This window comes from Mycobacterium sp. ZZG (assembly GCF_054786995.1).
Genome location: NZ_JBTBFV010000004.1, coordinates 57340 through 70751, shown reverse-complemented (window position 1 = coordinate 70751; position 13412 = coordinate 57340). Strand labels below are relative to the sequence as shown.

9 protein-coding genes are annotated in these 13412 nt (G+C 69.0%); 5 read left to right on the top strand and 4 right to left on the bottom strand.

The window, feature by feature from the left end; all coding sequences use genetic code 11:
* The first annotated feature begins 32 nt into the window (after positions 1-32).
* Entirely contained in the window at positions 33-1322 is a 1290-nt protein-coding gene (gene ilvA, locus ACXMYJ_RS04110; RefSeq protein ID WP_260752247.1) for a threonine ammonia-lyase IlvA, read from the top strand.
* Here ilvA and treZ read toward each other — a convergent pair.
* The 4 genes from treZ to ACXMYJ_RS04090 are packed head-to-tail and all read right to left on the bottom strand — an operon-like array spanning position 1310 to position 9674.
* Positions 1310-3046: a malto-oligosyltrehalose trehalohydrolase gene (gene treZ, locus ACXMYJ_RS04105; RefSeq protein ID WP_260752248.1), complete on the bottom strand. Its 1737-nt coding sequence runs from the start codon at positions 3044-3046 to the stop codon at positions 1310-1312. The genes ilvA and treZ overlap by 13 nt on opposite strands.
* Complete coding sequence (gene treY, locus ACXMYJ_RS04100) at positions 3039-5330, bottom strand: malto-oligosyltrehalose synthase (protein ID WP_460354194.1); 2292 nt, start codon at positions 5328-5330, stop codon at positions 3039-3041. Before treY ends, treZ begins: the two co-directional genes overlap by 8 nt.
* Before the next feature lies 1 nt (position 5331).
* On the bottom strand, positions 5332-7494 hold the full coding sequence (glgX, locus tag ACXMYJ_RS04095) for a glycogen debranching protein GlgX (protein ID WP_260752250.1): 2163 nt from the start codon (positions 7492-7494) through the stop codon (positions 5332-5334).
* A complete protein-coding gene (locus ACXMYJ_RS04090) occupies positions 7479-9674 on the bottom strand; it encodes an acyltransferase family protein (protein ID WP_460354190.1) in 2196 nt (731 codons plus the stop codon). Before ACXMYJ_RS04090 ends, glgX begins: the two co-directional genes overlap by 16 nt.
* Before the next feature lie 23 nt (positions 9675-9697).
* Between ACXMYJ_RS04090 and ACXMYJ_RS04085 the strand changes: the two genes are divergently transcribed.
* Genes ACXMYJ_RS04085 through ACXMYJ_RS04070 form a run of 4 tightly spaced genes read left to right on the top strand, consistent with a single transcriptional unit; the run spans position 9698 to position 13398 of the window.
* Complete coding sequence (locus ACXMYJ_RS04085) at positions 9698-10999, top strand: adenosylmethionine--8-amino-7-oxononanoate transaminase (RefSeq protein ID WP_460354187.1); 1302 nt, start codon at positions 9698-9700, stop codon at positions 10997-10999.
* A 58-nt stretch (positions 11000-11057) separates the two neighbouring features.
* Entirely contained in the window at positions 11058-12200 is a 1143-nt protein-coding gene (locus tag ACXMYJ_RS04080) for an 8-amino-7-oxononanoate synthase (protein ID WP_460354184.1), read from the top strand.
* Positions 12197-12877, top strand: a complete 681-nt coding sequence (bioD, locus tag ACXMYJ_RS04075) for a dethiobiotin synthase (protein ID WP_260752254.1) — start codon at positions 12197-12199, stop codon at positions 12875-12877. Before ACXMYJ_RS04080 ends, bioD begins: the two co-directional genes overlap by 4 nt.
* Positions 12877-13398 (top strand): 2'-5' RNA ligase family protein, encoded by a 522-nt coding sequence (locus ACXMYJ_RS04070; protein ID WP_460354182.1) that lies wholly within the window; start codon positions 12877-12879, stop codon positions 13396-13398. The genes bioD and ACXMYJ_RS04070 overlap by 1 nt, the downstream gene beginning before the upstream one ends.
* Positions 13399-13412 lie beyond the last annotated feature (14 nt).

Sequence of the window (13412 nt, the reverse complement as noted above, 5' to 3'; positions counted from 1 at the left end):
CCCGGGACGGGGTGCGGTGGCACCATTATCCGGTGTCCGCAGAGCTGAGCAGCAGTCCCCGTATCGATCCCGCCGCGCCGTTGCGCGCCGTGGACATCGACGAGGCCGCCAAGCGAATTTCGGGCGTCGTGTCCCAGACGCCGCTGCAGCTCAGTGACCGACTGTCGGCGCTGACCGGGGCGCAGGTGTACCTCAAGCGCGAGGACCTGCAGGCGGTCCGCTCCTACAAGCTGCGCGGTGCCTACAACCTGCTCATGCAGCTGAGCGCCGAAGAGAAGGCCGCCGGTGTGGTGTGTTCCTCGGCCGGCAACCACGCGCAGGGCTTCGCGCTGGCCTGCCGGTCGATGGGGGTGCGCGGCCGCGTGTACGTCCCCGCCAAGACCCCGAAGCAGAAACGCAACCGGATCCTCTACCACGGCGGCGAGTTCATCGAGTTGATCGTCGGCGGCAAGACCTACGATCTCGCCGCCCAGGCGGCCCTCGACGACGTCGCGCGTACCGGCGCCACGCTGGTGCCGCCGTACGACGATCTACGCACGATGGCCGGTCAGGGCACGATCGCGGTGGAGATCCTCGATCAGCTCGGCGCCGAACCGGATCTGGTGGTCGTGCCGGTCGGCGGCGGTGGCTGCATCGGCGGCATCACCACCTATCTGGCCGAGTGCACCGCGACGACGTCGGTTCTCGGTGTCGAACCCGCCGGAGCGGCGTCGCTGGTCGCTGCGCTGGCCAAGGGTGAACCGGTCACGCTGCCGGAGGTCGACCAGTTCGTCGACGGCGCGGCCGTCGCGCGGATCGGCGCCCGACCCTTCCAGGCGCTGTCAGCCGCCGGCGACATGGTCTCGATCACCACGGTCGACGAGGGTGCGGTGTGCACCGCCATGCTCGATCTGTACCAGAACGAGGGGATCATCGCCGAACCCGCCGGCGCGCTGTCGGTGGCCGCGCTGATGGATGCCGACATTCAGCCGGGGTCCACGGTGGTGTGCCTGATCTCCGGCGGCAACAACGACGTGTCCCGCTACGGCGAGGTGCTGGAACGCTCGCTGGTTCATCTCGGTCTGAAGCACTACTTCCTGGTCGACTTCCCGCAGGAACCGGGCGCGCTGCGCAGGTTCCTCGACGAGGTGCTCGGACCGAACGACGACATCACCCTGTTCGAGTACGTCAAGCGCAACAACCGCGAGACCGGTGAGGCGCTGGTCGGCATCGAGATGGCCTCGGCATCAGACCTGGAGGGTCTGCTGGCGCGGATGAACGCCTCGGAATGCCACGTCGAACTCCTGGAACCGGGGTCGCCGACCTACCGTTACCTGACCTGACGCCGGAGCACTGCGACCGAGTGCCCCCCGATACGGGTGCGGCCGTCCTCGACCGCGGGTTCCTCCCAGGCCAGCACGACCTCGCCCGCCACCGGGACCTCGACGGGGTCCGCTCCGAGGTTGCACACCACCGCGAGCGCTCCGCGATGCATCACGAACCAGCGGGCGGCCTCGTCATAGTCGATATCCAGATGGTCCAGCCACGGGTCGGCCATGTCGGGTTCACGGTGCCGCAGCGCGATCAGTCCGCGGTAGAACTCCAGCAGGCGCGCGTGCTCGCCGGTGCCGCGCTCGTCCCACTTCAGCTTCGACCGCTCGAAGGTCGCCGGATCCTGAGGATCCGGGATTTCGTCGGCGTCCCAACCGTGTTCGGCGAACTCCCGCTTGCGGCCCTCGGCGGTCGCCCGCGCCAGCTCGGGCTCGGGATGCGAGCTGAAGAACTGGAACGGTGACGAAGACCCCCACTCCTCGCCCATGAAAAGCATTGCGGTGTAGGGGGATCCCAGCGCGAGGGCAGCCTTGACGGCCAGCTGTCCGGTGGTCAGGTTCTGCGACGGCCGGTCGCCGATCGCCCGGTTGCCCACCTGGTCGTGGGTGAGTGTGTAGGCCAGCAGGCGGGTGGCCGGGATCTCGGAGGTGTCGAGCGGCCGGCCGTGCCGGCGACGGCGGAACGACGAGAAGGTGCCGGCGTGGAAATACCCGTGCCGCAGCGTCTGGGCCAGTGTCTTCAGGCTGCCGAAGTCACCGTAGTAGCCCTGACGCTCGCCGGACACCGCGGTGTGGATCGCGTGGTGGATGTCGTCGTCCCACTGCGCGGTCATGCCCAGGCCGCCCCGGTCACGCGGGGTGATCAACCGCGGGTCGTTCATGTCGCTCTCGGCCACCAGCGACAGCGGCCGGCCGAGTTCAGCTGCCAGAGCGTCGGTTTCGGCTGACAGCTCCTCGAGGATGTGGATCGCGGTGGTGTCGACGAGCGCGTGCACGGCGTCCAGCCGCAGTCCGTCGGCGTGGAATTCGCGCATCCAGCGCAGCGCGCAGTCCAGAATGTAGCGCCTCACCTCGTCGGCCCCGGCGTCGGCGATGTTGATCGACTCGCCCCACGGGTTGGAGCCGCTCGACAGGTATGGCCCGAATTTCGGCAGGTAGTTGCCGGAGGGGCCGAGATGGTTGAACACCGCGTCGATCAGCACCCCCAGCCCGCGGGCATGGCAGGCGTCGATGAAGCGGATCAGGCCGTCAGGACCGCCGTAGGGCTCGTGCACCGCGTACCACAGCACGCCGTCGTAGCCCCAGCCGTGGGTGCCGCCGAAAGCGTTGACCGGCATGAGCTCGACGAAGTCGACACCGAGATCGACCAGGTGGTCCAGTCTGCTGATCGCCGAGTCGAAGGTGCCTTCGGGGGTGAAGGTGCCGACGTGCAACTCGTAGATCACCGCGCCTTCGATCGCGCGGCCCTGCCATCCGGCATCGCTGGGCGCGTCGGGAGCGGACCGCCACAGCTGTGAGCGTTCGTGCACCCCGTCGGGTTGCCGGGGGGAGCGAGGATCGGGCAGCACCTTGGGGTCGTCGTCGAGCACGAAGCCGTACCGCGCATCCTGGGCGGCGTCGACGACGGCGCGCCACCAACCGTCCTCGCCGCGGCGCATCGGGTGCAGCGTGCCGTCGACGTCGAGCTGCACCCGTTCGGGACGCGGCGCCCACACGCGGAATTCGTGGTCAGGCATCGTCACGCACCAGCAGAGCCACGGGAAGGGCGGTGAACAACGTCGCGGCGGGCACTGAGCCCCGGTGCGTTGCGCCGGTCAGGCGGTCGGTCCAGGTCCCGTCGGGAAGTGTCAGGGCGGTGTCGCCCCAACCGGTCTCCTCCAGGCGTGCCGTCCAGCGGCCGGCCGCAACCACGACGTCGTCGCCGCGCTGGAAGGAGACGACGTGCTCTGCGGCGCAGCCGTCGGCGAGCAACGGGCGGTACCGGCCGGACAGGAACGTTTCGGGGCGTTCGCGGCGCAGGCGCAGGGCCGCGCGCACCACCCGGATCTTCGGATGGTCTCCGGCGGCCAGCGCCTGACGCCGGGCGTCATAGTCCACCGGACGCCGGTTGTCCGGGTCGACGAGGCTGTCCTCCCACAGCTCGGTGCCCTGATAGACGTCCGGGATGCCGGGGGCGGTCAGCGCGATCAGCTTCTGGCCCAGGGCGTCGTTGCGGCCGTGGATGTCGAGGCGGGCCACCAGTGCACTCATCTCGAGCCCGATCGGACCGTCGATGACGGTGTCCAACCAGTCGTGTACGGCACGTTCGAACGATTCGTCGGGATCGTTCCACGACGTGTGCAGCGCTGCCTCGCGGATCGCCTTCTCCGTGTAACCGTGCAGGCGTTGCCGCAACGAGTCCGTGACGTTGCCGTCGGCGGGCCAGACTCCGAAGACGTTCTGCCACAGGAAAAGGCCGGTCACCGGGTCCGGCGGGGGAGCACTGCGCTGCCAGCCCTGCACGAGTTCGGACCACAGCGACGGCACCTGGGACAGCACCCCGATGCGGGCGCGGACGTCTTCGCCGCGTTTGGTGTCGTGGGTGGTCAGCGTCGTCATGGCCTGCGGCCACAGCGCGGCGCGCACCGAGGCGCGCTGGTGGAACTCGGCGACACTGACCCCGAAACGGTCCGGCTCGCCGCCGACCTCGTTGAGCGACACCAGCCGGGCGTCGCGGTAGAACAAGCAGTCCTCCATCGACTTCGCGGTGGCGGCGCCGCAGAGCTGCTGCAGCCGCACCTCGACCTCGCGATGGGGCAGTGCGGTGGCGAGCAGCGCCAGCGGCTCGGCCAGATCTGGTTGGGCGGAGGCGGTTTCGGCGATGGCCAGCGGCAGCACGCCCGACAGCGCCCGGTAGTCGGACCGGTAGACGCCGACGTGGCTGAGCAGCGCGGCGATCGACTCGGGCAGGCGGTCGTGGTCGCGGCCCACGGCGGCGGCGACGGTCCGGCGCAGCCGGGCGAGCTCACTGGCGAGCGTGACCGTGACGGCCTGCACCTTCAGTGCACGCGCGTGTGCGTGAGCCGCGGCGTGGTCCACCCCCGCAGACTCGACCAGTTCGGTCAGCGCCTGCGCCCCGGACGGGTCGATGAACACCCCGCCGCTCTCGCGCAATGCGTCGTAGCCGGTGGTCCCCGCGACGGGCAGCCCAGTGTCCAGCGCCTCGTCGACCGCGAGGATCTTCTCGATCACGATCCATGCCTGCGGTCCGGCCAGCTCCCGTAGCCAGTCGAGATAACCTGCGGGATCGGACAATCCATCCGGATGATCGATACGGATTCCGTCGACCACGCCTTCATCGAACCACCGCTTGACCTCGGCGTGCGTGGCGTCGAAGACCGCACGGTCCTCCTGGCGCAGTCCGGCCAGCGAGGTGATCGAGAAGAACCGACGGTAGCCGCACACGTTGTTGCGCCAGCCGGTCAGCTTGTAGTGCTGCCGGTCGTGTACCTGCGCACCCGTGCCGTTGCCGGTGCCCGGTGCGATCGGCCAGGTCCGGTCACCGAGGCGCAGCACGCCGCCGTCGACGGTCAGATCCGCGACGTCGTCGTCGGATCCGAGCACCGGCAACACGATTCGGCCGTCGGGGTCCAAGGTCCAGTCGATGTCGAAGTAGGAGCTGTACTGCGATTCGCGGCCGTGGGTCAGCAGATCCCACCACCACGCGTTCTGCTCGGGTACCTCCACGCCGACGTGGTTGGGCACGATGTCAACCACGACCCCGAGCCCTGCCGCACGCGCCCGCTGCACCAGGCGTTCGAACCCTTCGGCGCCACCGAGTTCGGCGGAGATCGTCGTCGGGTCGGTCACGTCGTATCCGTGGGTGGAGCCTTCTCCGGCCGTCAGGATCGGTGACAGGTACAGGTGGGAGACCCCGAGGTCGGCAAGGTAGTCGATGAGGTTCTCGGCGTCGGCGAAGGTGAACGCCTCGCCGCTGGCCGGTCCGCGCATCTGCAGCCGGTAGGTCGAGAGCACGGCCATGTCAGGCCGTCTTACGCAGGACGAGAAGCGAGCGCGGTTCCACCGAGACCGTCTGCCCGGCAACCACTTCCAGCGTGCTCACGCCCTGCGGGTCGGCGGTGTCGATCGCGCCGGCCCACTCGTTGGCGTAGTCGCCGCCGGGTACCACGAACTCCAGCGCCTGGTCGTGGGCGTTGAAGCACAGCAGGAATGAATCGTCGGCGACCCGCTCGCCACGCTCGTCGGGCGCCGGGATCGCGTCGCCGTTGAGGAACACCGACACGCACTGGAAGCCCGAGCCCCAGTCTTGCTGGGTCATCTCGGAGCCCGACGGGTTCAGCCACGCAATGTCGCGGATCTGTTCCCCGGTGCGCAGCGGTTTGCCCTCGAAGAACCGGCGGCGGCGGAACACCGGGTGGTCGGTGCGGAACTTGATCACCTTGCGGGTGAATTCCAGCAGGTCGGCGTTCTTCTCACACAGCGACCAGTCCATCCAGGACAGCTCGGAGTCCTGGCAGTACACATTGTTGTTGCCCTGCTGGGTGCGGCCCATCTCGTCGCCGTGCGCGAGCATCGGGGTGCCCTGCGACAACATCAGCGTGGCCAGGATGTTGCGCATCTGCTTACCGCGCAGCGCGAGGATCTCCGGGTCGTCGGTCGGGCCTTCGACTCCGCAGTTCCACGAGCGGTTGTGGCTCTCCCCGTCGCGGTTGTCCTCACCGTTGGCCTCGTTGTGCTTCTCGTTGTAGGACACGAGGTCGTTGAGGGTGAACCCGTCGTGGCAGGTGACGAAATTGATGCTGGCACTTGGCCGTCGGCCGGTGGCCTCGTACAGGTCTGACGACCCGGTCAGCCGGGACGCGAACTCTCCTAGGGTTGCGGGCTCTCCCCGCCAGTAATCACGCACAGTGTCGCGATACTTCCCGTTCCATTCGGTCCACAAACCTGGGAAATTACCGACCTGATAGCCGCCTTCGCCGACGTCCCACGGCTCGGCGATCAACTTGACCTGACTGATCACCGGGTCCTGCTGGATGATGTCGAAGAACGCCGAGAGGCGGTCGACGTCGTAGAATTCGCGGGCGAGCGTGGAGGCCAGGTCGAAGCGGAACCCGTCGACGTGCATGTCCAGCACCCAGTACCGCAGGGAATCCATGATCAACTGCAGGGTGTGCGGGTGCCGGGCGTTGAGGCTGTTACCGGTGCCGGTGAAGTCCTTGTAGTAGCGCAGGTCGCCGTCGAGCAGACGGTAGTACGCGGCATTGTCGATTCCGCGGAAGTTGACCGTCGGCCCGAGATGATTGCCTTCGGCGGTGTGGTTGTAGACCACGTCGAGGATCACCTCGATCCCGGCTTCGTGGAACGCGCGCACCATGGTCTTGAACTCGGCCACCGCACCGCCGGCGCTGCGGGTGGCGGCGTACTGGTTGTGCGGGGCGAAGAACCCGAAGGTGTTGTAACCCCAGTAGTTTCGCAGTCCGAGATCGAGCAGTCGGTGGTCATGCATGAACTGGTGCACCGGCATCAGTTCGATCGCGGTGACGTTCAGTGACTTCAGGTGGTCGATGATCGCCGGGTGGGCGAGGCCGGCGTAGGTGCCGCGCAGTTCGTCGGGAACCCCGGGATGTGTTTGCGTCATCCCCTTGACGTGCGCTTCGTAGATCACTGTCTCGTGGTAGGGGGTGCGCGGCGGCCGGTCCGAACCCCACTGGAAGAACGGGTTGATCACCACGCTGGTCATGGTGTGACCGAGTGAGTCGATGCGCGGGGGGACTCCGCCGCTGGCTGGGTCGTCGGCCTCCAGATCGAACGAGTACAGCGCCTGCGAGAACCGGAAGTCGCCGTGGAAGGACTTGCCGTACGGGTCAAGCAGCAGCTTGCTCGGATCGCACCGGTGTCCGGCGCCGGGATCCCACGGGCCGTATACCCGGAACCCGTACCGCTGGCCCGGGGTGATGGTGGGCAGGTAGCAGTGCCAGACGTACCCGTCGACCTCGTCGAGGTTCACCCGCTCTTCGCTGCCGTCCTTGCCGATCAGGCACAGTTCGACCCGTTCGGCGACTTCCGAGAACAGCGAGAAGTTGGTTCCGGCACCGTCGTAGGTGGCGCCGAGCGGGTACGGGCTTCCGGGCCAGACCGCGTAGACAGACGAACCCTCGGCCGAGGCCATCAGTCGGACCACCATCCGGTGGCGGCGGCGATCTGGCGGCCGAGTTCGGCGGTCATCGTGCGCATGTACGTCGACGAGATGTGGTGCGCGTCGTGATACAGCAAGACGTTGCCCTCCACAGCCCGGCAGTAGTCGGCGCGACACACCGCATCGCTCATGTCGAGCGGCTTGAGCAGCGGAAAGCGTTTGACATAGTCCAGCGTCGGGTTGCGATCCGACAGTACTTCGGAGCGCTCGATGCCGCACGACACGGCGTCGCCGCCGTCGGCGAGGCAGTCCGACGGGAAGAACGGTTCACCGTCCCGCACCATCCACGGGGTGTCACGCATGGCCAGAACCGGAATCTTGTGTTGCGAGAACGCTTTCCAGATACCGAGATAGCTCGATGGCATCACGTCGCCCGGTTTGATGTTCCACGGCCGGGTGGACGTGGTGAACACGAAATCCGGCTTGTTGGCGATGATCTTCGGCAGCACCCGGTCGTTCCACTGGCGGCACTTGGGATAGGGATCGTTGTTGCCCATCACCAGGGGCATTTCCTCTGTCGTCAGCGGGCAGCCCATCTTCAAGTAGGTGACGACCTTGAAGTGGTGGGTACGCCCCAGCAGGTCCAGCGCGGTGATCCAGTGCTCGGCGTGCGAGCCGCCGGCCAACGCGATGGTCCGGGAGGCCGACGGGTCACCGTAGGTGCAGTTGATGACGCCGACGTTGTCGAAGTCGCTGATGCACCCGTCCAGGGTGGATTGCGGGATGTCGTTTTTGGCCTCCAGTGCCGTCGGACGCATCGGCAGGGTCGGCACGCGGGCGTTGTTGACCAGCGCCAGTGCTCCCGGGTAGTCCCGCAGCGGCAGCGCGGCCAGTTCCTCGCCGTGGGCGCGTAACACCGTGACGTGCTCACGCCAGGTGAACGACGTCGCCGTCAGCGCCACGCCGAGCAGTGCGACGGTAGAGCCCAGCACGATCGTCGGGCGGCGCAGCCGCGCCGTGAACGGGACCTTGGTGATCGGCGCGGTGGCCGCCGCCGTACCGCGGGCGCGCAGGGGCTCCTCGACGAAGCGGGTGGTCAGCCACGCGAGCACACCCGAGACCGCCAGGATGCCTGCACCCTCAAGGAAGGTGACCCGCGTACCGCCCGTCTGGGCCAGGTAGAAGATCAGCAGCGGCCAGTGCCACAGGTACAGCGAGTAGGCCATCGCGCCCAGTGCCACGAACGGTTTCGAGGCCAGCAGTCGGTTCGGCGCCGGGATACGGCCCTTGGTGTGCGGATCGGCGTACCGGTTGGCGGCGGTGAGGATGAACAGCACGGTCGCCCCGACCGGCACCAGCGCCCACGGCCCGGGGAATTCGCGTACCCCGTCGATCAGCGCGCCGCAGGACAGGATCGCGCCGAGGGCGACGACCGCCAACAGCGTGCGCAGCCACATCGGGCAGCGCACGTAGGGCACCACCGCACCGATCAGCGCCCCGAGCAGCAGTTCCCAGGCGCGCGCGACGCTGTCGTAGTAGGCCGTGGCCTGGTCGGCGGTGTGCGCGTGGATCGCGTAGACGAACGACGCGACGATCAGCGCGATGAGCAGCACGACGAACGCGGCCCGTGCATGCCGGCCGAACAGCCGCCGAAACACCCACGCCGACACCATGATCAGCGCAAGGAACGCGATGTAGAACTGGCCCTGCACAGACATCGACCAGATGTGCTGCAGCGGGCTGACCGTCTCGCCGGCGCGCAGGTAGTCCGAGGCCGTGCGGGCCAGCTCCCAGTTCTGGTAGTAGCCGAGGCTGGCCAGGCTCTGGTCGGCGAAGGTCTCCCACCGGGTGGAGGGCTGGATCAGGATGGTCAGCACCGCCGACACCGCCAGCACCACGACCAGGGCGGGCAGCAACCGCCGGACCAGCCGGGTGACCTCGGGCACCGGACGCAGCGACACCCCCGGCGTCAGCGCTCCGCGTAGCAGCCGGCCACCGAAGAAGAAGCCGGACAAGACGAGGAACACGTCGACGCCGCCGGAGACCCGCCCGAACCACACGTGGAACACCGCCACCAGGGCGATGGCGACCCCGCGCAGACCGTCCAGGTCGTGCCGGTAGAAGCCTGAGTTGCGGGTGCCCATGCCGGAGCCGCGCGCCGTGCGCGCAGCCTGATTCGGGCCCGGGGCGGTGGGGGGCGCCGGCCGGGCGGGGGCGAGGGTCATCATGGTCGACGGCTAATCTACCGAAGGTGCCTGCGTTGACGCCTATCGAGATCAGCGCCATTGACGCCGCTCACATCTGGCATCCGTACAGCCCCATCGGCGCCGACGCGCTCGCACCGGTGGTCGCGGTAGGCGCCCGCGGAGCGTGGTTGACGCTGGTCCATCAGGGCCGTGAGGTCCGGGTTCTCGACGCGATGGCCTCGTGGTGGACGGCGGTGCACGGGCACGGCCACCCCGTGCTGGATGCGGCGATCACCCGGCAACTCGCGACGATGAACCACGTGATGTTCGGGGGATTGACCCACGAACCCGCTGCGCGGCTGGCCCAACTGCTGGTCGACATCACCCCGGCGGCCCTGGAGACCGTCTTCTTCAGCGACTCCGGGTCGGTGTCGGTCGAGGTGGCGGTCAAGATGGCGCTGCAGTACTGGCGCAGTACCGGTCACGTCGGCAAGAGCCGGTTGATGACCTGGCGCGGCGGCTATCACGGTGACACCTTCACTCCGATGAGTGTGTGTGACCCGCAGGGCGGCATGCACGAGCTGTGGACGGGGCAGAACTCGCTGCTCGCCGACCAGGAGTTCGCTCCGCCGGTGCCCGCCGGCTACGACCCCGACTACGTCGACGCGTTCGCCGCGCAGCTCGCCGCCCACGCGCACGAACTCGCGGCGGTCATCGTCGAACCCGTCGTGCAGGGCGCCGGCGGGATGCGGTTCCACGACCCCCGCTACCTGGCGGAGCTGCGCCGCCTGTGCGATGAGCACGGCGTGCTGCTGATCTTCGACGAGATCGCCACCGGCTTCGGCAGGACCGGCGCGATGTTCGCCGCCGATCACGCGGGGGTGTGCCCGGACATCATGTGCGTAGGCAAGGCTCTGACCGGCGGATACCTGACGCTGGCCGCCACCCTGTGCACCCGCGACGTCGCCGAGACCATCAGCACCAACCCGCCGGGGGCGCTGATGCACGGCCCGACGTTCATGGCGAACGCGCTGGCCTGCGCGGTGAGCGTGGCGTCGGTGGAGTTGTTGCTGTCCACGGACTGGCAGGCGCAGGTGCGCGGTATAGAGGAAGGACTGCGCGAAGGCCTCGCGCCGGCGGCGGCGCTTGCCCACGTCGCCGACGTCCGCGTACTCGGCGCGATCGGCGTGATCGAGCTCGACCGGCCGGTGGACCTGGCGGTAGCCACCCCGGTGGCGATCGAGCACGGAGTCTGGCTCCGGCCGTTCCGCAACCTGATCTACGTGATGCCGCCCTACATCTGCACCCCCGCGGAGATCGCGCAGATCACCTCGGCGATGGTCGAGGTCGCGCGTGCACTAACCTGAACGGTGTTCAACTGCCGGCCCGCCGGCGTGTTCAACTGCCGGCCCGCCGAGGAGCACCGTGACGCGCGTAGACCTTTCGCCGTTGGCCTGGCTCGACGAGGTCGAGGCGCAGCGGCGTGCCGCCGGACTGCGGCGCTCCCTTCGCACCCGCGCGCCGGTGGGCGCCGAACTGGACCTGGCCTCCAACGACTACCTCGGTCTCTCCCAGCACCCCCGCGTCATCGACGGCGGTGTCGCGGCGTTGCGCACCTGGGGCGCCGGTTCGACCGGCTCCCGCCTGGTGACCGGCAACACCGAGCTACACGAGGAGTTCGAGAACGCGCTCGCGAGGTTCGTCGGCGCCGAGTCCGCGCTGGTGTTCTCCGCCGGGTACACCGCCAACCTGGGTGCCGTCGTCGCCCTGTCGGGTCCCGGCTCGCTGCTCGTGTCCGACGCGTTGACGCACGCCTCACTGGTGGACGCCTGCCGGCTGTCACGGGCCCGCGTCGTGGTCACACCGCACAACGACGCCGCCGCCGTCGAGCAGGCGCTGGCCGACCGCTCCGAGGAGCGCGCCGTCGTGGTCACCGACTCGGTGTTCTCCGCCGACGGCGACCTCGCGCCGCTGCGCGCACTGCACGCCGCCTGCCGCCGGCACGGCGCGCTGCTTATCGTGGACGAGGCGCACGGGCTCGGTGTGCGCGGGGCGGGCGGTCGCGGACTGATCGACGAGGTCGGATTGGCAGGTGCGCCCGACATCGTCATGACCACCACGCTGTCGAAGGCGCTGGGCAGTCAGGGCGGGGTGGTGCTGGGGCCCGCCGCGGTGCGCGCACATCTCGTCGACGCGGCCCGTCCCTTCATCTTCGACACCGGTCTGGCACCCGCCGCGGTCGGCGCCGCCCACGCCGCGCTGCAGGTGCTGATCGAGGAACCCTGGCGGGCCCAACGCGTCCTCGACCACGCCGCGACGCTCGCCACACTCTGTGGCGTGCCGGAGGTGCCCACCTCGGCCGTGGTGTCGGTGATCCTCGGCGAGCCAGAGGTCGCCTTCGGCGCGGCCGCGGCCTGTCTCGAACACGGGGTACGTGTCGGTTGCTTCCGCCCCCCGACGGTGCCCGCGGGTACCTCCCGGCTGCGGTTGACCGCGCGCGCATCGCTGACCGACGACGAGATGACCCTGGCTCGCGACGTCCTCACCCATGTGCTGGGCGCCCGATGAGCGTCCTGGTCGTCACCGGAACCGGGACCGGCATCGGCAAGACGGTCGCCACCGCTGCGCTGGCGTGTCATGCGCGCCTGGCCGGTGTCGAGGTCGCGGTGTGTAAACCGGTGCAGACCGGCACCCAGGACGGCGACGACGACCTCGCCGAGGTGGCTCGACTCGCCGGGATCGGTGAACTGTATCCACTGGCGAAGTTCCCCGAACCTCTCGCGCCGCTGGCCGCCGCGCAGCGGGTCGGCGCCGAACTGCCCACCCGCTCTCAGATCCTGGACCTCGTCGCCGCCGCGGACGGTCCGGGCCGGCTCACCCTGGTCGAGGGCGCGGGCGGACTGCTGGTGGAGATCGGTGCCGACGGCACGACGCTGCGCGACGTCGCCGCCGACCTCGGCGCACCGGTGCTGACCGTCGTGGCGCCGGGTCTGGGCACGCTGAACCACACCGTCCTGACACTGGAAGCCTTGGCGCACCGGCAGATTCCGAGCGCCGGCCTGGTGATCGGCGCGTGGCCGGCCCAACCCGGTGTCGCCGAGATTGACAACCGCGACGCGCTGGCCCGTCTGGGCCCTGTCCGCGCGGCCTTGCCCGCCGGTGCCGGGTCGCTCGGACCCGCGGATTTCGAGCGTCTGAGCGCGGACGCATTCGACCGGAGCTGGGTCCAGAGCCTGGTGGCCTGATGGTGCACTCCGTCGAGCTGCTGTTCGACGCCGGGACCGAGGTCGCGGTGCGCGAAGTCTGGGATGAACTGGGCCGCAACGGGGTTCGCAGCTTGTCCGGGCACCGCTCGCCGACGAACCGGCCACATGTGACACTGACCGTCGCCACCAAGATCGACGCCGGCGCCGACGATGCGCTGCGCCCGCTGCTCCAGCAGTTCCCGCTGAGCTGTGTGATCGGTGCGCCGATGGTCTTCGGCGGCGGACGCTCCGTCACGCTGGTGCGCCTGCTGGTGCCGAGCCGGGAACTACTCGGCCTGCACGCCGAGGTTTACCGGGTATGCCTGCCGCACATCTCCGAAGGTGTACTGCCGCATTCCGATCCGGGCCGGTGGACACCCCACGTCACGCTGGCGCGCCGGGTACCCGTCGAGAGGCTACCCACTATCTTCGCGCTGCGCCGTCTCTTCCGGGACATCGAGGCGACCGCGGTCGGGCTGCGGCACTGGAACGGTGACGACCGCGTGGAGCATCGCATCTGAGCGCGGCCCGGGCG